We start from the raw sequence: 18,890 nt of genomic DNA on the forward strand, positions 1-18,890 counted from the left end.
CGATCATCATGCGGCTCCCCTTGCGGGAACCGTGGATGGCTGGCCCGTCAGCCTGCCATGCAAGGCGACCAGCGCCTCGGAGGCCAGACGGTCGGTCCGGTTGACGGCGTAGCTCCAGTCGAGCTTGCGGCAATAGTCGCGCAGCGCCTCGCGGCGGGCGTGGTAGATCGTCTTGTAGGCTTCGCCCCAGTTCTCCGCGCGGCCGGCGGTCAGGCGCACGCCGGTTTCCGGATCCTCGAACTCGGTGCGGCCGGCATAGGGAAACACTTCCTCCGCCGGGTCCGCGACTTCGAGCAGGTGCATGCGCGTGCCGCGTTTGGCGATACTGTCGAGAAACGCCAGCGTTTCCTCCGGGGGATCGAGGAAGTCGCTGACCAGAACCACGTCGCTGTGGCGCTGAACCATGTCGAGCTGCGGCCGGTCGGGCAGCGCCATGGCATGCGAGCTGGCGAGCGCCATGGCGAGGCGTTCGGCGCCGTTGCGCGCCGCGACGGGCTTGAGCAGACCGGGATAGCCGATCCGCTCGCCGGAACGCGAGAGAAGTTCGGCAAGCGCGAGCGTCAGGACGAGGGCGCGGGACTCCTTGGAGACCGTGGCGCTGCGCGACTTGAACAACATGGACGGGCTCGGATCGGCCCAAAGCCAGACCGTGTGGGCGGCCTCCCATTCCATGTCGCGTACATAGGTATGGTTGTCGCGCGCGGAGCGCCGCCAGTCGATCTTCGCCAGCGTCTCGCCGGCGACATAGGGCCGGAACTGCCAGAAGGTTTCGCCGATGCCGCGCTTGCGGCGGCCATGCCAGCCGGCGATGACCGTCGACACGATGCGTCGCGCCTCGATCAGCAGGTCGGGAACCAGCGCGGCGCGAAGCCGTGCGCGCGCCAGCGCGTCGCTGCGATCTTCGGGGGTGTGGCGCGTGCCGACTGTTGCCATGCGGTCAGGCCCGGTCCAGCGACTTGACGAGATCGGAGATCACGTCGCGCACGCTGACGCCTTCGGCGCGGGCCGCGAAGGTCAGCGCCATGCGGTGCTGCAGGATCGGTTCGGCGAGCGCCTTGACGTCATCGACCGACGGCGCGAACCGGCCGTCGTAGAGCGCACGGGCGCGCGAACACAGCATCAGCGCCTGGCTTGCGCGCGGTCCCGGTCCCCAGGCGACATGGGCATCCGTCGCCGCGTGTCCGGTACCGGGGCGCGCCGAGCGCACCAGGTCGAGGATCGCGTCGACCACGCTTTCGGGTACGGGCATGCGGCGCACGAGCTGTTGCAGCGCCAACAGCTTGTCGGCGGTGAAGACCGCGCTTGCGTGTTGGTCGCGCGTTCCGGTCGTCTCCAGCAGGATCTGCCGCTCGGCGTCCAGCGAGGGATAGTCCACATCGATCTGGAGCAGGAAACGGTCGAGCTGCGCTTCGGGCAGCGGGTAGGTGCCTTCCTGTTCGAGCGGGTTCTGGGTCGCCAGCACGTGGAAAGGCTGCGGCAGGTCATGGCGTTCGCCGCCGAATGTCACGTGATATTCCTGCATCGCCTGCAGCAGCGCGGACTGGGTGCGCGGGCTGGCGCGGTTGATCTCGTCGGCCATCAGCAGCTGGGTGAAGATCGGGCCGCGCACGAAGCGGAAAGAGCGCTTGCCGTCCTCGGTCTGTTCGAGCACCTCGGAGCCGAGAATGTCGGAGGGCATCAGGTCGGGCGTGAACTGGATGCGCCCGGCGGAAATGCCGAGCACGGTGCCGAGCGTGTCGACCAGCTTGGTCTTGGCGAGGCCGGGCACGCCGACGAGCAGCGCGTGGCCGCCCGAAAGGATCGCGACGATGGCGTTCTCGACAACCGTTTCCTGGCCGAAGATCACCTTGCCGATCTCCGCCCGCATCGCCTTGATGCCGTCCAGCGCCTGTTCGGCTTCGGCGATCACCTCGGATTCGGTCAGCGTTTCGCCAGAACTCTGGGTGCTCATGCGCGTCTCCATCTGTAGGCCGGAAAGTCGGGGCCGCATTCAAAGGTAATTCAGTGTGGGGTGCTGACAAGCCGCTATCGACTGACTAATTCGTGAGTTGGACGGTTTTTCCACGCCGATTTATCCGAATGACGAGAGAAATGACCAAATCAGGCGAGGGCAAGGCGGAAGAAGGGACCGGAGACATCTCCGGGCTGCAGGCGTTATTGTCCCGGGCGGTGCAGGGCTCGAAGGGCCTGCCGCCCGTCGAAAAGTGGCATCCGGACAATTGCGGCGCCATCGACATGCGCATCGCCGCCGACGGGACATGGTTCTATCTCGGCACGCCGATCGGGCGCATGCCGCTGGTGAGGCTGTTCTCGACGGTGCTGCGCAAGGACGAGGACGGCAAGACCTACCTCGTCACGCCGGTCGAAAAGATCGAGATCACGGTGGACGACGCGCCGTTCCTCGCCGTCGAGATGCATGTGGACAATCGCGGGCCGGAACAGGTGCTGACGTTTCGCACCAATGTCGGCGACGTGGTCGAGGCGGGGCCGGACCATTCGATCCGTTTCGAGCAGGAAGAGGGCAGCGACGGACTCAAGCCCTATCTGCACGTGCGCGGCCGGCTGGAGGCGCTGGTCAGCCGGGCTGTCATGTACGATCTCGTCGAACTGGGCGAGACGATCGAGATCGACGGGCGTGACGTGTTCGCCATCCGCTCGGCCGGGGCGACATTCTCTGTCATGCCGGCCGAGGACCTCGAAAGGGCGATCCGGTGACGGCAGGCGGAACGGCCTCGATCGGGCGGGACTTCACGGTCGGCGAGTTTCGCGCACGGGCCGCCTCGCGCGGCTGGCATGCCGATGCGGACGATTTCGGCGATCATCATCTCAATCCGGGCATCACCGAGGAGTTGCGCACAAGGCCGTTCCGCGACGCCGCGGTGCTGATCCCGGTCATCGACCATTCGGCCGCGCCGACCGTGCTTCTGACCAAGCGCTCGGCGGCACTGCGCACGCATTCCGGCCAGATCGCCTTTCCCGGCGGACGGATCGACCCCGGGGATGGCAACGCGGAGACGGCAGCGCTGCGCGAATGCGAGGAAGAAACGGGCATTGGCGCGGAGCATGTCGAGATCGTCGGCCGATTGCCGGACTACATGGCCGGGTCGGGTTTCCGGATCTATCCGATCCTGTCGGTACTGAAGCCCGGTTTCGAGTTGCGGCCCAACCCGCACGAGGTGGACGCGGTCTTCGAGGTGCCGCTTTCCTTCCTGATGGACGAAGCCAACCATGCGCAGGGCAGCCGGATCGTCGCCGGGCACATGCGCCACTATTTCGAGATGCCCTATGGCGACTGGTACATCTGGGGCGTGACGGCCGGTATCATCCGGCTGATGTATGAAAGGCTCTATTCCGGTGAGTGAAGCGAGGATCGAGGCCGACTGGCTTCGCGATCCGGTGCTGCAGAAGATCCTGGCGATCCTCGGCGGTGACGGAGAGGAAGCGCGGGTGGTCGGCGGGGCGGTGCGCAACCACCTTTTGGACCAGCCGATCGGCGATGTGGATATCGCGACGACCTGCGTTCCCGAAGAGACGGTGCGACGCGCCGAAGCGGCGGGAATGCGCATCGTGCCGACCGGCATCGAGCACGGAACGGTCATTATCGTCGCGGACCATCGCGGTTTCGAGGCGACCACGCTGCGCGAGGATGTCGAGACCGACGGGCGGCGCGCGAAGGTGCGGTTCGGCCGCGACTGGGGCGGGGATGCCCGACGGCGCGATTTCACGGTCAACGCGCTTTATTGCGAAGCGGACGGGCGGATCGTCGATCCGGTCGGCGGGCTTGCGGATATCGAGGCGAGGGCGATCCGCTTCATCGGCGAGCCGGAGGAGCGCATTCGCGAGGATTATCTGCGCATCCTGCGGTTTTTCCGGTTCTTCGCATGGTACGGCCATGGTCGGCCGGATTCGCATGGGCTCCTGGCCTGCGCCCGGCTGAAGGACGGTCTGGATGGACTGTCGGCCGAACGGGTCTGGACGGAGATGCGCCGGCTTCTGGAGGCGCCCGATCCGTCTCGGGCGATCCTGTGGATGCGGCAGGCGGGCGTGTTGAGCCGGGTCTTGCCGGAATCGGAGAAATGGGGAACCGACGCGCTGCCCGGGCTGATCGGAGCGGAAAAGGCGTTCGGCTGGAAGGTCGATCCGCTGTTGCGGCTGGCCTCGATCATCCCGCACCGCGCGGAAAGCGCGGCGTCAGTCGCGGCGCGCTGGAAACTCGCCAATGCGGATCGCGACCGCGTGATCGACTGGGCGGAGGCGCCGGAGATCGCGCCGGAGATTTCGGAAGGGGCGCTGGCGAAACTGCTTTATCGAAGCAAACCCGGCGCGGTGCTGGACCGGCTGAAGCTGGCGCTTGCCTTGGCGCGCAGCAAGGCGAACGAGAACGCCGCCTGGCTGGACGTTGTCGCCGGACAGGTCCGGTCGCTGCGCTTTGCGGAGAACTGGTCGCGGCCGACATTTCCGCTGTCGGGCGCGGACATGGCCAAAATCGGCTTCAAGCAAGGCCCGGAGATGGGCCGGGCCCTGCGGGATCTCGAGGATCGCTGGATCGAGAGCGGGTTCCGCCTGGATCGCGAAACCCTTCTCGACGCGGCACGGCAGCTGTCAGGATGACGCCGTGTCGGCCTCGCGAATGTGCGCCTTGATCTGATCGACGGTCGATTCGCGGACCGTCATGCCGTCATGCGCGCTGCGCATGTGTTCGGCGGCGCGGCGGACGATTTCCGCCTCTTCCTCGGAATGGGTCTGCCAGGAACAGCCCGGAACGATGCATTCGTACTGTTTCATGGTGTTTCTCCTCCATGCTCTGGAACCTTGTCGGTACCGTGTAAAGTTGACGCCAATGTGCCGGTCGGGCGCATTGATGTGCGTCAAGGCCGTGTCTTACGGCCACCTCACGGCGGGCGGCATGGAAGAGAGGATGGAGTCGACATTGCCGCCGGTCTTCAGGCCGAAGATCGTGCCGCGGTCGTAAAGCAGGTTGAACTCGACATAGCGGCCGCGGCGCACGAGTTGTTCCTCGCGGTCCTCGTCGCTCCAGGGCTCGTTGAAATTCTTGCGCACCAGATGCGGGTAGAGGATCAGGAAGGTGCGGCCGACATCCTGCGTAAAGGCGAAATCGGCCTCCCAGCCGCCGGCATCGTCCGCCGAATGCTGCCAGTCGTAGAAAATGCCGCCCGTGCCGCGCGGCTCGTCGCGATGCGGCAGGTAGAAATAATCGTCGCACCACTGCTTGTATTTCGGATAGTCGGCGACGGGGTGTTTCGAGCAGGTCAGCTCGAAGGATTTGTGGAAGGCGACCGTGTCGGCGTCGTCCTGGGTGCGGCGGCGGTCGAGCACCGGCGTCAGGTCCGCGCCACCGCCGAACCACCAGCTCGTCGTGACAACCATGCGGGTGTTCATGTGAACGGCGGGAACGTTCGGGTTCTGCGGATGGGCGATCAGCGAGATGCCGGAAGCCCAGAAGCGGGGATCGGCCTCGGCGCCGGGAATCTGCTTGCGGAATTCGGGCGAGAACTCGCCATGGACGGTCGAGGTGTGCACACCGACCTTCTCGAAGACGCGGCCATACAGCATCGACATGATACCGCCGCCGCCCGCACCGTTGTCGCGTTGCCACGGCCGGCGCTCGAAGCGGCCGGGCGCGTAGTCGGCGAAGGGGCCGGAAAGATCGTCCTCGATGGCCTCGAAGGCGGCGCAGATATCATCGCGCAATTCCCCGAACCACGCGCTGGCGGCCGCCATCTTTTCCTCGATGTCGTCCGGCAAGCCTGTCGGCAAGTCGGGTCTTTGCTGCATGGCGGACTCTCGATTCGGCGCGGTCACGGACTTGTCCCGGGTTAACGATTCGCGAGATCGATTCCAAGCCCGCGATTCGCTCTTGCACGTCGGAATTGACAGCCGGGCGGCACGATCTAAACTTGAGCCATTGCGGGGAACAGAATCATGCTTCCACCCAAACCGCCGCGAAAGGCCGTCGGCCGCCAGCTCGCGAGAAGCCGCGAAATCTCGACATCGCGATCAGACAGCTTTGTGCGCGAAACCTACCGCCTTTATCGCCCCGACGCCCGCCGCAAGGCCCGCGAATGGTTTGACCAGTACCCGAAGGCCGCCTACTGGACGCAGGTCGAAAGCTGGCGTGTGCTGGATGGCGACGTTATCGAATTCACCATGCGGCGCCTGCCGACCGCCGACTGACAGAAGACCATCCATGACAGACATGCACACGACCTGCCGGCGCGCCGTGACGCGCGACGACCTCGCCGCCTGCTTCGCCATCCGCGAGGCGGTTTTCATTGGCGAACAGAATGTCGACGCCGAACTCGAGCGCGACGGGCTCGACGACGATTGCATTCACTACCTTGCAGAAGCCGGCGGCCGTGCCGTTGGCACCGCCCGGGTGCGCGTGCTTGACGATTGCTACAAGTTCCAGCGCGTCGCGGTCCTGAAGGCCGCGCGCGGCCGCAATATCGGCGCGGCGCTGATGCGCTTCATGATGGCCGACCTCGCCGCCACCGATGAAAACAGCGGCCGCCACTTCTTCCTGTCCAGCCAGGTGCACGCCGTGCCCTTTTACGAGCGGCTGGGCTTTTCCGTGTGCTCTGACGAATATCCGGAGGCGGGCATCCCGCATCGCGACATGCGCGCGGAGATGGGGAAGGGCTGACCTGCCAAGACAGGGGCCCGGTCGGTGTTTTCGCCGATGGAGCGGGTAGGGCAATCGCGTGCCCAAGCCGTATCCCGGCTGGTCCGTGAATGGCGTTCGCTTCAATGTCCGGCTTCTCATCGGCGATGGAGAAAAACCGTGAGCGGTCAATCCCGCAATGCCCCGATCACCCGGCTCATCAACGAGATGAAGGCCTGGCGGTCCTCGGGGGAAAGGGCTGACAGCGCCTTTTCGTTGACCCCTGTCGCGGCGCTTGTCGCGTCCTCTTGCAGGGCTTTCGCCTTCGGCGTCAGGCGGACCAGTTGGGCGCGGCGGTCTTCGGGGTTTTCGGTGCGGGTGATCAGGCCGTCGCGCTCCATGCGTTTCAGCGTGTTGGCCATCGTCGCCTGTTCGACGTCGAGGCGCTGGACGAGGTCCTTCTGGGTCAGGCCGTCATCTTCCCACAATTCCAGAAGCGTCATGAACTGGGCCGGGGCGAGGCCCAACGGGCGGATGCGGTCGTGCAGGGCGAGCGCGAAAAGCCGCGCCATGTGGTTGGCGAGGTAGCCGGCCGACGCGTCTTTTTTGAATGCCATGTCGGTCGATAGCATTGCATAGCAGGCTATTCAATACTATTTACATAGCACGCTATTCAAATGGAGGCTGACATGAAGAAACGCATTCACGCCGTCGCGGGCGCACTCGCCCTGGCGACCATCATCACGTTCTGGACATCGACGGTGGCCAGTGAGTTGTTCGGCTCTGCGGCGCAGATCGCCGCGGTCAAGACCGGCGTTCTCTACGGACTCGCGATCCTCGTTCCATCCATGGCGGTCGCCGGAGGAACCGGCTTCTCGCTTGGCGCGAAATGGCGCGGCCCGGTCGTTGCGCGCAAAAGGACGCGCATGAAGATCATCGCGGCGACGGGCATCCTCGTGCTCGTGCCGAGCGCCATCTTTCTCGCCATGAAGGCGGGGCAGGGCGAGTTCGACACGGCATTCATGGTTGTGCAGGCGGTGGAACTGGTCGCCGGCGCGTCGAACATCGCGCTGCTCGGCCTGAACATGCGCGACGGTCTCGCCATGCGCCGTCCGAAGCGGCAGGCCGCGTGATCGCGATCAGGGTCGCCAGGCGAGTTGCCGCATGGCCTCGCCGGCGACCATTGCCGCCGAGAGGGCGAGATTGATGGAGCGCGCGCCTTCGGCCATGGGGATCGTCAGGCGGATGTCGGCCGCGTCATGGACGGCGTCCGGCACGCCGGCGCTTTCGCGGCCGAAGAGAAGAATACCCTTCTCGCTGAACTCTTGCGCCGTGTAGGGCGCCGAGGCCTTCGTCGTCAGCAGCACAAGCCGACGGTTCTCCGTCTTGCGCCAGGCATCGAATGCCTCCCAATTGAGATGTCGGCGCATCGTCGCCATTTCGAGATAGTCCATGCCGGCACGTTTCAGGGCGCGGTCGGAGAGGTCGAAACCGGCGGGCTCTATGACATGCACCACGGCGCCGAGACAGGCGGCCAGCCGCAGGATCGCGCCGGTATTGCCCGGAATGTCCGGCTGGAAGAGGGCGATGTGAAGTGTCGGCGTGTCGGTCATCGGGCGTCAGTGGCTGGCAGGAGCGGCGCGGTGTTGCCGATCCGCACTAGTCTTTGCGGACCGCTCGGTATAAGTAGCGATCTTCAACCGCAAGCCAAGGAGGCGACGATGGAATACATTCCGATGCATGCGCGCGTCGCGCTCCCCACAGGCGATTTGCTGCGTCCACGGACGCCCAGCGTCATTCTCGCCTGACAAGCCAGCGGTTCGAACACAGCCTGTAAATTCTTTCGTGACCGCCGGTTTTGGTTCCACCAGAACGGTTTTCGGTCATGCCCCATTGCTCTGAGTTCATTGTTTTCGCGTCCGCATTCCCGGCTTTGCCGGTGCCGGACCCGTCACGCCGTTCCGCGCTTTCGCGCATCCCGTCATTCTCGCCGAACCTTTGTTCGGCGCCATATCGCTTTTCATGAGGTCCGCCATGTTCTCGTGGTTTGAAAACAGAATCGATCCTTTTCCCGCCGAGCAGCCCGAGCAGCCGCCGTCGACCCTGCTTGCCTTCTGCTGGCACTACACCAAGGGCATCTGGCCCTGGCTGGCGATCACGTCGGTGTTGATCGCCGGGATATCCGCGGTGCAGGTCGCGCTGTTCGGATTTCTCGGCAACATCGTCGACTGGCTCGCCAGTGCCGACCGCGCGACCTTCCTCGCGGATGAAGGCTGGACGCTGTTCTGGATGGGGGCGGTGATTCTCGTCCTCCTGCCGCTGCTCAGCCTCGGCCATACATTCATCATGCACCAGACGATCTTCGGCAACTACCCGATGATAATCCGCTGGAAGGCGCATCGCTACCTGCTGGGCCAGAGCTTCTCCTTCTACCAGGACGAGTTCGCCGGCCGGGTGGCGACCAAGATGATGCAGGCCGCGCTGGGCGTTCGCGAGACGGTGGTCAAGATCCTCGACGTCTTCATTTATGTGGCGGTCTATTTTACCGGCGCGTTGCTGCTGGTCGGGTCGCTCGACGTCTGGATGATGCTGCCCTTCGTGGTGTGGCTGGTCTTCTATGTGGTTCTGCTGCGCCATTTCCTGCCGAAAATGCGGGCGATCTCGGAGCTGCAGTCCAACGCCCGCTCGTCGATGACCGGGCGGATCGTCGACAGCTACACCAACATCATGACGGTGAAGCTGTTCGCCCATGCCGGACGCGAGGAGACCTATGCGCGCGACGCGATGGACGACTTCCTGCAAACCGTTCATCCGCAGATGCGTTACGTCACCATGCTGAACACCGGGCTCGACGTGTCGAACTCGCTTTTGCTGTTCTCCGTCGGTGCGATCGGCATCGTTTCGTGGACGGCCGGTTCGGCCAGCGTCGGCGCGCTGGCGGTTGCCATCGGGCTGGTGCTGCGGCTGGAAGGCATGGCGCACTGGGTCATGTGGGAACTGGCCGGCCTGTTCGAGAATATCGGCATGGCGCAGGACGGCATGGGCACGATCGCGCGTCCGCGCATCGTGTCCGACGCGCCGGACGCCAAGACGCTGGTCGTCAAGGAAGGCCGGATCGACTTCGAAAACATCCGCTTTCACTACGGAAAGGATGGCGGCGTGATCGAGGATCTGAGCCTGTCTGTGGCACCCGGCGAGAAGGTGGGTCTTGTCGGACGGTCCGGCGCGGGTAAATCAACGCTGATGAACGTGCTTTTGCGCCTCTACGATCTCGAGGGCGGTCAGATCCTGATCGACGGCCAGGACATTGCCGGCGTGACGCAGGATTCCCTGCGCTCGCAGATCGGCGTCGTGACCCAGGACACCTCGCTCCTGCACCGGTCCGTGCGCGACAACATCGCCTACGGCAAGCCGGACGCCACCGAGGAGGAAATCGTCGCGGCGGCCAAGCGGGCCAATGCGCATGACTATATCCTCGATCTCGTCGATCTGCAGGGCCGGACCGGCTATGACGCGCATGTCGGCGAGCGGGGCGTGAAACTGTCTGGCGGCCAGCGTCAGCGCATCGCGATCGCGCGGGTCTTCCTGAAAAATGCCCCGATCCTCGTGCTCGATGAGGCCACGTCCGCGCTCGATTCCGAAGTGGAGGCGGCGATCCAGGACAACCTCTATGCCCTCATGGAAGGAAAGACAGTGATCGCGATTGCGCACCGGCTATCCACGATTTCCAGCCTCGACCGGCTGGTGGTGCTCGACAAGGGGCATATCGTCGAGGAAGGCACGCATGAATCTCTTGCCGGGTCGGAAGGGATCTACGCGCAATTGTGGGCGCGCCAGTCTGGCGGCTTCATCGATGCAACAGAGGCTGTCGCTGCGGAATGAGCAATCGTTACAGGCCCGGGCAGGAGCCGGACACGCGCTATCGTGACATGGACCACCCGGTCTGGAACCGGGTGGAACGCTTCGTCGATCCGTTTTCCGATCCGGGGCGCGAATTGCTGCCGCAGACGGCGTGGGGCTTCATCCTCTATTTCGCCAACCAGGCGCGCTGGCCCTTCATCATCCTGCTGGTCGTTGGCGGGCTGGTCGGCGGGGTGGACGCGGCGCTCTACTGGTCCGTCGGCTGGCTGATCGACATTCTCGACAACACGTCCCCGGAGGCGCTGCTCCGCGACCACTGGCACCAGCTCGCGGGGCTCGCGGCGCTGCTGCTGGTCGTGCGCGCTGTCGTGATGATCGGTTCGGCGGTGATCGAGCAGCAAGTGATCGTGCCGCGCTTCTACACGATGATCCGCTGGCAGGCCTTTCGCCGGGTGATCGAGCAGCCCTATACCTTCTACCAGAACGATTTCGCCGGCCGCATCGCGACCAAGATCATGCAGGCGGGCGAGTCGACGGGCGATTTCATCGTCACGTCGCTGCAGGCGATGTGGTCGTTCCTGACATTCGTCATCCTGACCACCACGATCCTGACGACGCTCGACTGGCGCATGGGCGTGGTCGTGGCTGTGTGGGGCATGGGCTATGCGGCGATCATCCGCTTCCTGCTGCCGCGCCTGCGCCGCGCAGGCAAGGAGAACGCCAATGAGCGCGCTGTGCTCAACGGGCGCATGGTGGACATCTTCACCAATATCCTGTCGGTCAAGCTGTTCGACAGCCGCCAGCGCGAGCATGGCGGTATCCGGTCGGCTCTCACCAACTATCTCAGCGCGGTGACGCATCTGACGCGGATGATCACGACCGTGCGCGCTTCGGTGGCGCTGCTCAACGGCTTCATGATGACGGGTGTGGCCGCGCTGGCCATCTCCTCGTGGATGAACGGCGGGCTTTCGACCGGCGCGATCGCGGCGACGATGGGTCTCGTTTTCCGGCTCAACCAGATGTCTGGCTGGATGATGTTCAATATCAACGGCCTGATCCGCGCCTATTCGACCGTTCAGGACGCGACGGAGACCGTGTCCGTCGTGCCGTCGATTCGCGACCGGCCCGGCGCGATCGACATGCCGAAATCCTCGGGCCGCATCCGTTTCGACGGCGTGCAATTCCATTACGGCAAGAAGAATGGCGAATTGTTCGACGGCCTGACCGTGGAGATCGAGCCGGGCGAGAAGGTCGGGCTGGTCGGCCCATCGGGGGCGGGGAAATCGACCTTCGTCAACCTGCTGTTGCGTCTCTACGACGTGGAGAGCGGGCGCATCCTGCTCGACGATCACGACATTCGCGACCTCACCCAGGGGTCGCTGCGCGAGCAGTTCGGCGTCGTCAGCCAGGAACCTTCGCTGATGCACCGCTCGCTGCGCGAGAACATTTCCTATGGAAAACTGGGCGCGACGGAAGCGGAGATCGTCGAGGCGGCGAAGAAGGCCCACGCGCATGAATTCATCATGGGCGTCGAGGACCCGAAGGGCCGGTGCGGCTACGACGCGCATGTCGGCGAACGCGGGATCAAACTGTCGGGCGGCCAGCGTCAGCGCGTGGCGATTGCCCGGGTGATGCTCAAGGACGCGCCGATCCTGATCCTCGACGAAGCGACCTCGGCGCTCGATTCGGATATCGAGGCGGCGATCCAGGAAAATCTGCAGGGCCTGATGGCCGGCAAGACGGTTGTCGCCATTGCGCACCGCCTTTCGACGATCGCCGCGATGGACCGCCTGATCGTCATGGATCGCGGCGAAATCGTCGAGATGGGAACGCACGCCCAGCTTGTGAAGCGCCCGGATGGCCTCTATGCCCGGCTGTGGGCGCGGCAGTCCGGTGGTTTCCTGGCGCTTGGCGAAGCTGCGGAATAAGCCCACTTTTCCACGAAAAAACAGCGCGACATGTTGCCATCATCCGATGGTCGAGGCTGGACAAGCGCGTCCTTCCGAAATAAGGGATCGCGGGGGACGTGGCTGCGGGCGCGGGCACTTGCCTGTGCCTGTCCTGACCGCCCGCAGACACAGTGACTGTACCGGAAAGGAATGCTCCTGTGAGCGAAGAAACAATCACCGCTGATGAGACAACGCGCCGCGACTTCATCTACGTCGCCACCGGGATGCTCGGTGTGGTCGGCGCGGCGGGTCTCGCCTGGCCCTTTATCGACCAGATGCGCCCGGACGCGGCTGTCCGCGCGGCCGGCCAGCCTGTCGATATCGACATTTCGTCCATCGAGCCCGGTGCGGCCATCATCGTGACCTGGCGCGGCAAGCCGTATTTCGTGCGCCGCCTGACCGAGGCGGAGATCGGCGCGGTTACCGAACTGCCCGAGAGCGACCTGAAGGATCCGGCTCCGGCGGAGCCGCGCATTGGCGGTCCGGCCGATGAAGCCACCAAGGACTGGGTCGTTGTCGCCGCGAACTGCACGCATCTGGGCTGCATTCCCAAGGTTGTCGATACGGGCGCCGACGGGTGGAACTGCCCGTGTCACGGCTCGGTGTTCGACTTCACCGGCCGCATCCTGCGCGGACCTGCGCCGATCAACCTGCCACAGCCGCCGCACGTCTTCGCAGACGCTTCGACGCTGACCATCGGCACAGACACCGTATAGGAGCCCGAGCATGAGCACTTACGAAGCACACGGCACCTACACGCCGACCTCGGGTATCGGCAAATGGGTCGATGCCCGCATGCCGCTGCCGCGGATGATGTACGACTCGTTCGTCGCCTATCCCGTGCCGCGCAACCTGAATTATGCCTACACGTTCGGCGGCATTCTCTCTTTCATGCTGATCTCGCAGATCCTGACCGGCGTCGTGCTGGCGATGCATTACGTCGCCTCGACCGGCCTGGCCTTCACGAGCGTCGAGAACATCATGCGCGATGTGAACCATGGCTGGCTGTTGCGCTACATGCACTCCAACGGCGCATCCTTCTTCTTCGTCGCGGTCTATCTGCACATGTTCCGCGGCATGTATTACGGCTCCTACAAGGCGCCGCGCGAACTGCTCTGGATCCTCGGCTGCATCATCTACCTGCTGATGATGGCGACCGGCTTCATGGGCTACGTGCTTCCCTGGGGACAGATGTCCTTCTGGGGCGCCACCGTTATCACCGGCTTCTTCACCGCTTTCCCGGTGGTCGGCCAGCCGATCCAGGAACTGCTTCTCGGCGGTTACGCGGTCGGCGATCCGACGCTCAACCGGTTCTTCTCGCTGCACTACCTGCTGCCCTTCATGATCGCGGGTGTCGTTATCCTGCACGTCTGGGCGCTGCATGTGACCGGCCAGACGAACCCGACCGGCATCGAGGTGAAATCCAAGACGGACACGGTGGCCTTCACGCCTTACGCGACCATCAAGGACGCATTCGCGATGATGGTATTCTTCGTCGTGTTCGCCTACTTCGTCTTCTACCTGCCGAACTATCTGGGCCACCCGGACAACTACATCGAAGCCAACCCGCTGGTGACGCCGGCGCATATCGTGCCCGAATGGTACTTCCTGCCGTTCTACGCGATGCTGCGCGCCATCACCTTCAATGTCGGCCCGATCGACTCCAAGCTTGGCGGCGTGCTCGTCATGTTCGGTTCGATCGCGCTCTTGTTCATCATGCCCTGGCTCGACACGTCCAAGGTGCGCTCGGCGGTCTATCGTCCGTGGTACAAGCTGTTCTTCTGGATCTTCGTCGCCAACGCCATCTTCCTTGGATGGCTGGGCTCGAAGCCGGCCGAAGGCGTCTACACCATGATGGCGCAGATCGCGACGCTCTACTACTTCGTCTTCTTCCTGATCATTCTGCCGGTCCTCGGCCTGATCGAAACGCCGCGCAGGCTGCCGAATTCGATCACCGAGGCGGTGCTGGAGCGCAACCGCAAGAGCGGCGCCCAGCAGGTCGCGAGCGGAACTGCCGCATCGCCGGAAACGAGGGGATGAGCCGCGTGGCGCAAACTTACGGGAACAGAACAATGAAACATGTCATTGCCACGATCGGCGCTGCGGCGCTCGCCATGGCGCTCGTCCTGCCCGGTGCCAATGCGGCGGAAGAGGAAGGCGAGCAGCACACGGTCCACTATCCGCTGAAGAAGCCGGTGGAGCAGGACTGGAGCTTCGCGGGGCCGTTCGGCAAATACGACAAGGGCCAGCTGCAGCGCGGCTTCAAGGTCTATGCCAATGTCTGCTCGGCCTGCCATTCGCTCAAGCGCGTTGCCTTCCGCGACTTCCACGAGCTTGGCTATTCCGAAGAGGAAGTGGACGCCATCGCGGCCGGTTACGATGTCGAGGACGGACCGAATGCGGACGGCGAGATGTTCACGCGTCCGGGCCTTCCGACGGATTATTTCCCGAGCCCCTACGAGAACGAGGAACAGGCCAAGGTCGCCAACAATGGCGCGATTCCGCCGGACTTCTCGCTGATTGCCAAGGCACGCGGCGTCGAGCGCGGTTTCCCGCTGTTCGTCTTCGACGTGTTCACGCAATATGCCGAGGGCGGGCCGGACTACATCTATTCGCTGCTGACGGGCTATGGCGAAGAGCCGGCTGAGCATGTCGTTGTTCCGGACGGGCTCTATTACAACCCGCATTTCGGTTCGGGTGTGGCGCTCGCAATGGCGCAGCCGCTCTATGGCGACGATGTCGAGTATGACGACGGCACGCCCGCGACGATCGAGCAGGAAGCGAAGGATGTCGCTGCGTTCCTGATGTGGGCGGCCGAGCCGCACATGACCGAGCGCAAGGAAATGGGCTTCCGGGTGATGCTCTTCCTCATCATCTTCGCGGCGTTCCTGTACCTCGCCAAGAAGCAGGTATGGTCGCGCGTCGATCACTGACGAACTCGGGAATTCCGATTGCGAAAAGGGCGCTCGAGCGCCCTTTTCTTTTGCCCGGTATAAGGACATGATCCGCAGCGATTTGTATCGGTGCGGACGGAAAGGCACAAAATGAGCTTGCGTGACACTCTCGAAGCGGCAATCCGCACGATCCCGGATTATCCGAAACCGGGAGTCATGTTTCGGGATATCACCACGCTTCTGGGCGATGCCCGGGCGTTCCGTCGCTCGATCGACGAAATGGTTCATCCCTATGCCGGCACCAAGATCGACAAGATCGCCGGCGTCGAGGCGCGGGGCTTCATTCTCGGCGGAGCGATGTCGCACCAGCTTTCGGCGGGCTTCGTGCCGATCCGCAAGAAAGGCAAGCTGCCGCACGAGACGGTGCGCATCGCCTACAGCCTTGAATACGGCGTCGACGAAATGGAGATGCACAAGGATGCGGTGAAGCAGGGCGAGCGTGTCATTCTCGTGGACGATCTGATCGCCACGGGCGGAACGGCCGAAGGTGCGGTCAAGCTGCTGCAACAGATGGGCGCCGAAGTCGTGGCGGCCTGTTTCGTGATCGATCTGCCCGATCTCGGCGGGCGCAGCAAAATCGAGGCGCTCGGCGTGCCGGTCCAAACCCTGATCGAGTTCGAGGGCGACTAGCGCCTTGCCCGCTGGAGCCATGGACGCGATCTTCTCCATCATCACAGCAAGCGACCTTGTCGCGCTCGGCTTTTTCATTGTCGCGTGGCTCGTCTTCGAAGCACTGGTCGATTATTCCGGCTGGCGTAAAACCAGCCTCTCCGGTCTGATGGCCATCCGTCGCCGCGAGTGGATGATGACGCTGGTGGAGCGCGATCTGCGGATGATCGACACGGCGATCGTCACGGGCCTGCAGCAGGGCTCGGCCTATTTCGGGTCGGCTTCGATCCTGGCGATCGGCGGCTGTCTGGCGCTGCTCAGCTCTGCAGACGCGGTGCTGCAGATCTATCGCGACATCCCATTCACCGAGGCGGTTTCGCGCGGCGTGTACGAAATCAAGGTGTTCGGGCTGACGACGATCTTCGTCTACGCCTTCTTCAAGTTCGGCTGGGCCTACCGGCTGTTCAACTACTGCTCGATCCTGATCGGCGGCGTGCGTCACACGCAGGACTCCTCGTATGACGAGCGGCGAACGGCGGCGCTGAGAGCCGCCGAAATGAACATCATCGCCAGCCGTCATTTTACCGCGGGCATGCGGGCGATCTTCTTCGGACTTGCCTATCTCGGCTGGTTTCTCGGGCCCTGGGCGCTTATCGTGACGACATCCTTCGTCATCGCGGTCCTCGTGCGCAGGCAGTATTTTTCCGGTGCCCGCCGGATTCTGCTGGATTGAGGCGGAGCGCCTGGTCAGGAGGAAAGCCGTGGCAGACTGGATCGCCGGAACAGCCTATCAGGACATTTTCGAGGCTTCGGCCGGCCAGGCGCTCGACACGCTGGCGCCGCAGCTCTTCAAGGCCGGCACGGTGCTGTTTCGGCCCGGCGACGCGCCGTTCGGCTTCGTGCTGATCATCTCGGGCAGGGTGAACGTCTTTCTCAACAGCCGGACCGGGCGCGAATTGCTGCTCTATTCGGTCGATCCGGGAGAAACATGCGTCCAGACGACGCTCGGTCTCCTGGGAGCGCAGAGCTATACGGGCGAGGCGATTGCCGACACCGACGTGGTCGCCGTCGTCGTGCCGCCGTCAATGTTCGACACGCTGATGGCCACGTCGGAGAAATTCCGTCGCTTCGTCTTTCGCGCCTTCGCCGATCGGCTCGGCGAAATGACGCAGTTCCTCGAGATGGTCGCCTTTGTGCGGGTGGAGCGCCGGCTGGCGCAATGGTTGCTCGCGCGCGCTGGAGAGGACGGCGAGGTGAAGGCGACGCATGCCGAGATCGCTTCGGCGATCGGCTCGGCGCGCGAGGTCGTCTCGCGCCGGCTGGAGGCGCTGTCAGCACGAGGTATCGTCTTGCCGGAACGCGGCGTGGTGCGGATCGTGTCGCCCGACGCGTTGCGACGGGTCGCGGGTGGGCCTGACGAATAGAAATGCGGCCTTCGGTGACATGGTCACCGACGGCGCCCGCGAAATGTGCTTTCCTGTGTGCACAGAAACCGCCATCGAGAGGATAGCGAAATGTTCAAGAACAATATGGGCGGCACAGACCGTGCCATCCGCGCCATTGCCGGAATCATTCTGGTCGCTCTGTTTTTCATGGGCACGGTAACGGGCGTGCTGGGCTGGATCGCCCTCATCGTCGGTATCGTGCTTCTGGCGACGGCCGCGCTCGGCTGGTGTCCGCCCTACACGCTGCTCGGCATCAATACCTGCAGCACCAAGAAGGCCTGACGGCTTTCGCCGTCCGCCTTGCTCGGCATTCATGCAGGCGCGGCAGGCAGCCGCGCCTGACACTCAGACGTTGAACTTGAACAGCATCACGTCGCCGTCCTGAACGAGGTATTCCTTGCCCTCGTCGCGGGCCTTGCCGGCTTCCTTGGCCGCGACCTCGCCGCCGAGCGATACATAGTCGTCATAGGCAATGGTCTGGGCGCGGATGAAACCCTTTTCGAAATCGGTGTGGATGACGCCCGCGGCCTGCGGCGCCTTGGCGCCCTTCTTCACGGTCCATGCGCGGGTTTCCTTCGGCCCGGCGGTGAAGAAGGTCAGCAGGTCGAGCAGCCGGTAGCCTTCGCGGATCAGGCGGTCGAGACCCGGCTCTTCCAGTCCCATCGCCTCCATGTATTCGCGTGCCTCGGCGTCGTCGAGTTGGGCTATCTCCGCCTCGATCGCGGCCGAGATAACGACGGTGCGTCCACCCTGCTCGGCGGCCATTTTGTCGACGGCCTGAGAGTGCTCGTTTCCGGTCGCGGCATCATCCTCGGCGACGTTGCAGACATAGAGAACCGGCTTGGAGGTCAGGAGGTTCAGGCTTTTCAGGATGGCGAGGTCCTCGGCCGCGATACCGTCGAGCATCACGCGGACGGGCTTGGAGTCCTGCAGCAGCGCGAGCGCCTGTTCCATGACCGGAAGGATGGTCGTGGCTTCCTTGTCCTTGCCGGTGGCGCGCTTGCGGATCTGCACGATGCGGCGCTCGAGGCTATCAAGATCGGCCAGCATGAGTTCCGTCTCGACCGTCTCGGCGTCTGAGACCGGATCGATGCGGCCTTCGACATGGGTGATGTCGTCATCCTCGAAACAGCGCAGCACGTGCACGATGGCATCGACCTCGCGGATATTGGCGAGGAACTGGTTGCCGAGGCCTTCGCCCTTGGAGGCACCGCGCACGAGGCCCGCGATATCGACGAAATTGATACGGGTCGGGATGATCTCCTTCGATTTCGTGGCGGCGGCGATCTTCGACAACCGCTCGTCCGGCACGGCGACCTCGCCGGTGTTCGGCTCGATCGTGCAGAAGGGATAGTTCGCGGCCTGGGCGGCCGCCGTCTTCGTCAGCGCGTTGAAAAGCGTCGACTTGCCGACATTCGGCAGGCCGACGATGCCGCATTTGAAACCCATC

22 protein-coding genes are annotated in these 18,890 nt (G+C 64.0%); 15 read left to right on the forward strand and 7 right to left on the reverse strand.

The genetic code is table 11. The features are described 5' to 3' along the window. Positions 1 to 6 precede the first annotated feature (6 nt). Together ACQK2M_RS08220 and ACQK2M_RS08225 are read right to left on the reverse strand one after the other, a co-directional pair. Positions 7 to 933, reverse strand: a complete 927-nt coding sequence (locus tag ACQK2M_RS08220) for a DUF58 domain-containing protein (RefSeq protein WP_425417389.1) — start codon at positions 931 to 933, stop codon at positions 7 to 9. Positions 934 to 937: 4 nt separating this feature from the next. After that, positions 938 to 1,951: an AAA family ATPase gene (locus tag ACQK2M_RS08225; RefSeq protein WP_223475834.1), complete on the reverse strand. Its 1,014-nt coding sequence runs from the start codon at positions 1,949 to 1,951 to the stop codon at positions 938 to 940. Between the two features lie 140 nt (positions 1,952 to 2,091). Between ACQK2M_RS08225 and ACQK2M_RS08230 the strand changes: the two genes are divergently transcribed. The 3 genes from ACQK2M_RS08230 to ACQK2M_RS08240 are packed head-to-tail and all read left to right on the forward strand — an operon-like array spanning position 2,092 to position 4,611. Continuing rightward, positions 2,092 to 2,715 (forward strand): DUF1285 domain-containing protein, encoded by a 624-nt coding sequence (locus ACQK2M_RS08230; protein ID WP_425417390.1) that lies wholly within the window; start codon positions 2,092 to 2,094, stop codon positions 2,713 to 2,715. Next, a complete protein-coding gene (locus tag ACQK2M_RS08235; RefSeq protein WP_223475832.1) occupies positions 2,712 to 3,362 on the forward strand; it encodes a CoA pyrophosphatase in 651 nt (216 codons plus the stop codon). Before ACQK2M_RS08230 ends, ACQK2M_RS08235 begins: the two co-directional genes overlap by 4 nt. Beyond that, complete coding sequence (locus ACQK2M_RS08240) at positions 3,355 to 4,611, forward strand: CCA tRNA nucleotidyltransferase (RefSeq protein WP_425417391.1); 1,257 nt, start codon at positions 3,355 to 3,357, stop codon at positions 4,609 to 4,611. Before ACQK2M_RS08235 ends, ACQK2M_RS08240 begins: the two co-directional genes overlap by 8 nt. Here ACQK2M_RS08240 and ACQK2M_RS08245 read toward each other — a convergent pair. Together ACQK2M_RS08245 and hemF are read right to left on the reverse strand one after the other, a co-directional pair. Next, the gene (locus ACQK2M_RS08245; protein WP_425417392.1) at positions 4,603 to 4,785 is read right to left on the reverse strand and encodes a DUF1059 domain-containing protein; all 183 of its coding nucleotides are present in this window, start codon (positions 4,783 to 4,785) and stop codon (positions 4,603 to 4,605) included. The two genes, ACQK2M_RS08240 and ACQK2M_RS08245, sit on opposite strands and share 9 nt — an antisense overlap. A gap of 96 nt (positions 4,786 to 4,881) precedes the next feature. Beyond that, a complete protein-coding gene (gene hemF, locus ACQK2M_RS08250; RefSeq protein ID WP_425417393.1) occupies positions 4,882 to 5,796 on the reverse strand; it encodes an oxygen-dependent coproporphyrinogen oxidase in 915 nt (304 codons plus the stop codon). A 147-nt stretch (positions 5,797 to 5,943) separates the two neighbouring features. Here hemF and ACQK2M_RS08255 point away from each other — a divergent pair, with 147 nt between their 5' ends. Further along, complete coding sequence (locus ACQK2M_RS08255) at positions 5,944 to 6,195, forward strand: hypothetical protein (RefSeq protein WP_223475828.1); 252 nt, start codon at positions 5,944 to 5,946, stop codon at positions 6,193 to 6,195. Between the two features lie 13 nt (positions 6,196 to 6,208). Then, entirely contained in the window at positions 6,209 to 6,664 is a 456-nt protein-coding gene (locus ACQK2M_RS08260) for a GNAT family N-acetyltransferase (RefSeq protein ID WP_425417394.1), read from the forward strand. A 146-nt stretch (positions 6,665 to 6,810) separates the two neighbouring features. Here the strand turns inward: ACQK2M_RS08260 and ACQK2M_RS08265 are convergent, their stop codons facing one another. Continuing rightward, positions 6,811 to 7,239, reverse strand: coding sequence for a MarR family winged helix-turn-helix transcriptional regulator (locus ACQK2M_RS08265; protein WP_425417395.1), 429 nt, complete (start codon positions 7,237 to 7,239; stop codon positions 6,811 to 6,813). Between the two features lie 72 nt (positions 7,240 to 7,311). On the opposite strand from ACQK2M_RS08265, the gene ACQK2M_RS08270 reads away from it, so the two are divergent. After that, positions 7,312 to 7,755 carry a hypothetical protein gene (locus ACQK2M_RS08270; protein ID WP_425417396.1) on the forward strand — a complete coding sequence of 148 codons (444 nt, stop codon included), beginning with the start codon at positions 7,312 to 7,314 and terminating at the stop codon, positions 7,753 to 7,755. Positions 7,756 to 7,761: 6 nt separating this feature from the next. Here ACQK2M_RS08270 and ACQK2M_RS08275 read toward each other — a convergent pair whose 3' ends face one another. After that, positions 7,762 to 8,235 carry a tRNA (cytidine(34)-2'-O)-methyltransferase gene (locus tag ACQK2M_RS08275; RefSeq protein WP_425417397.1) on the reverse strand — a complete coding sequence of 158 codons (474 nt, stop codon included), beginning with the start codon at positions 8,233 to 8,235 and terminating at the stop codon, positions 7,762 to 7,764. 421 nt (positions 8,236 to 8,656) lie between these two features. Here ACQK2M_RS08275 and ACQK2M_RS08280 point away from each other — a divergent pair, with 421 nt between their 5' ends. The 9 genes from ACQK2M_RS08280 to ACQK2M_RS08320 all read left to right on the forward strand — a co-directional run bounded on the left by ACQK2M_RS08280 (position 8,657) and on the right by ACQK2M_RS08320 (position 17,722). Next, positions 8,657 to 10,504 carry an ABC transporter ATP-binding protein gene (locus ACQK2M_RS08280; RefSeq protein ID WP_425417398.1) on the forward strand — a complete coding sequence of 616 codons (1,848 nt, stop codon included), beginning with the start codon at positions 8,657 to 8,659 and terminating at the stop codon, positions 10,502 to 10,504. Positions 10,505 to 10,551: 47 nt separating this feature from the next. After that, on the forward strand, positions 10,552 to 12,411 hold the full coding sequence (locus tag ACQK2M_RS08285) for an ABC transporter ATP-binding protein (protein WP_425420007.1): 1,860 nt from the start codon (positions 10,552 to 10,554) through the stop codon (positions 12,409 to 12,411). Between the two features lie 179 nt (positions 12,412 to 12,590). After that, complete coding sequence (gene petA, locus ACQK2M_RS08290; protein WP_223475821.1) at positions 12,591 to 13,148, forward strand: ubiquinol-cytochrome c reductase iron-sulfur subunit; 558 nt, start codon at positions 12,591 to 12,593, stop codon at positions 13,146 to 13,148. 10 nt (positions 13,149 to 13,158) lie between these two features. After that, positions 13,159 to 14,472: a cytochrome b gene (locus tag ACQK2M_RS08295; protein ID WP_223475820.1), complete on the forward strand. Its 1,314-nt coding sequence runs from the start codon at positions 13,159 to 13,161 to the stop codon at positions 14,470 to 14,472. Between the two features lie 32 nt (positions 14,473 to 14,504). Next, positions 14,505 to 15,365, forward strand: coding sequence for a cytochrome c1 (locus ACQK2M_RS08300; RefSeq protein ID WP_223475819.1), 861 nt, complete (start codon positions 14,505 to 14,507; stop codon positions 15,363 to 15,365). A 111-nt stretch (positions 15,366 to 15,476) separates the two neighbouring features. Next, positions 15,477 to 16,016: an adenine phosphoribosyltransferase gene (locus ACQK2M_RS08305; protein WP_223475818.1), complete on the forward strand. Its 540-nt coding sequence runs from the start codon at positions 15,477 to 15,479 to the stop codon at positions 16,014 to 16,016. A 4-nt stretch (positions 16,017 to 16,020) separates the two neighbouring features. Beyond that, positions 16,021 to 16,728, forward strand: a complete 708-nt coding sequence (locus ACQK2M_RS08310; RefSeq protein WP_425417399.1) for a DUF599 domain-containing protein — start codon at positions 16,021 to 16,023, stop codon at positions 16,726 to 16,728. A gap of 28 nt (positions 16,729 to 16,756) precedes the next feature. After that, positions 16,757 to 17,419 (forward strand): Crp/Fnr family transcriptional regulator, encoded by a 663-nt coding sequence (locus ACQK2M_RS08315; RefSeq protein ID WP_425417400.1) that lies wholly within the window; start codon positions 16,757 to 16,759, stop codon positions 17,417 to 17,419. 90 nt (positions 17,420 to 17,509) lie between these two features. Beyond that, the gene (locus ACQK2M_RS08320) at positions 17,510 to 17,722 is read left to right on the forward strand and encodes a YgaP family membrane protein (protein ID WP_425417401.1); all 213 of its coding nucleotides are present in this window, start codon (positions 17,510 to 17,512) and stop codon (positions 17,720 to 17,722) included. A 63-nt stretch (positions 17,723 to 17,785) separates the two neighbouring features. Here ACQK2M_RS08320 and ychF read toward each other — a convergent pair whose 3' ends face one another. After that, positions 17,786 to 18,889: a redox-regulated ATPase YchF gene (gene ychF, locus ACQK2M_RS08325; RefSeq protein WP_223475814.1), complete on the reverse strand. Its 1,104-nt coding sequence runs from the start codon at positions 18,887 to 18,889 to the stop codon at positions 17,786 to 17,788. Between the last annotated feature and the right edge of the window lies 1 nt (position 18,890).

This window comes from Oricola indica (assembly GCF_965227485.1).
In the GTDB taxonomy this organism is placed as follows: domain Bacteria; phylum Pseudomonadota; class Alphaproteobacteria; order Rhizobiales; family Rhizobiaceae; genus Oricola; species Oricola indica.

Excerpts from the sequence above, each read along its gene's own strand:
- ACQK2M_RS08220 (WP_425417389.1), bottom strand. The coding sequence starts at position 933 with ATGGCAACAGTCGGCACGCGCCACACCCCCGAAGATCGCAGCGACGCG.
- ACQK2M_RS08225 (WP_223475834.1), bottom strand. The coding sequence starts at position 1,951 with ATGAGCACCCAGAGTTCTGGCGAAACGCTGACCGAATCCGAGGTGATC.
- ACQK2M_RS08230 (WP_425417390.1), top strand. The coding sequence starts at position 2,092 with ATGACCAAATCAGGCGAGGGCAAGGCGGAAGAAGGGACCGGAGACATC.
- ACQK2M_RS08245 (WP_425417392.1), bottom strand. The coding sequence starts at position 4,785 with ATGAAACAGTACGAATGCATCGTTCCGGGCTGTTCCTGGCAGACCCAT.
- hemF (WP_425417393.1), bottom strand. The coding sequence starts at position 5,796 with ATGCAGCAAAGACCCGACTTGCCGACAGGCTTGCCGGACGACATCGAG.
- ACQK2M_RS08255 (WP_223475828.1), top strand. The coding sequence starts at position 5,944 with ATGCTTCCACCCAAACCGCCGCGAAAGGCCGTCGGCCGCCAGCTCGCG.
- ACQK2M_RS08260 (WP_425417394.1), top strand. The coding sequence starts at position 6,209 with ATGACAGACATGCACACGACCTGCCGGCGCGCCGTGACGCGCGACGAC.
- ACQK2M_RS08265 (WP_425417395.1), bottom strand. The coding sequence starts at position 7,239 with ATGGCATTCAAAAAAGACGCGTCGGCCGGCTACCTCGCCAACCACATG.
- ACQK2M_RS08270 (WP_425417396.1), top strand. The coding sequence starts at position 7,312 with ATGAAGAAACGCATTCACGCCGTCGCGGGCGCACTCGCCCTGGCGACC.
- ACQK2M_RS08275 (WP_425417397.1), bottom strand. The coding sequence starts at position 8,235 with ATGACCGACACGCCGACACTTCACATCGCCCTCTTCCAGCCGGACATT.
- ACQK2M_RS08280 (WP_425417398.1), top strand. The coding sequence starts at position 8,657 with ATGTTCTCGTGGTTTGAAAACAGAATCGATCCTTTTCCCGCCGAGCAG.
- ACQK2M_RS08285 (WP_425420007.1), top strand. The coding sequence starts at position 10,552 with ATGGACCACCCGGTCTGGAACCGGGTGGAACGCTTCGTCGATCCGTTT.
- ACQK2M_RS08295 (WP_223475820.1), top strand. The coding sequence starts at position 13,159 with ATGAGCACTTACGAAGCACACGGCACCTACACGCCGACCTCGGGTATC.
- ACQK2M_RS08300 (WP_223475819.1), top strand. The coding sequence starts at position 14,505 with ATGAAACATGTCATTGCCACGATCGGCGCTGCGGCGCTCGCCATGGCG.
- ACQK2M_RS08305 (WP_223475818.1), top strand. The coding sequence starts at position 15,477 with ATGAGCTTGCGTGACACTCTCGAAGCGGCAATCCGCACGATCCCGGAT.
- ACQK2M_RS08320 (WP_425417401.1), top strand. The coding sequence starts at position 17,510 with ATGTTCAAGAACAATATGGGCGGCACAGACCGTGCCATCCGCGCCATT.
- ychF (WP_223475814.1), bottom strand. The coding sequence starts at position 18,889 with ATGGGTTTCAAATGCGGCATCGTCGGCCTGCCGAATGTCGGCAAGTCG.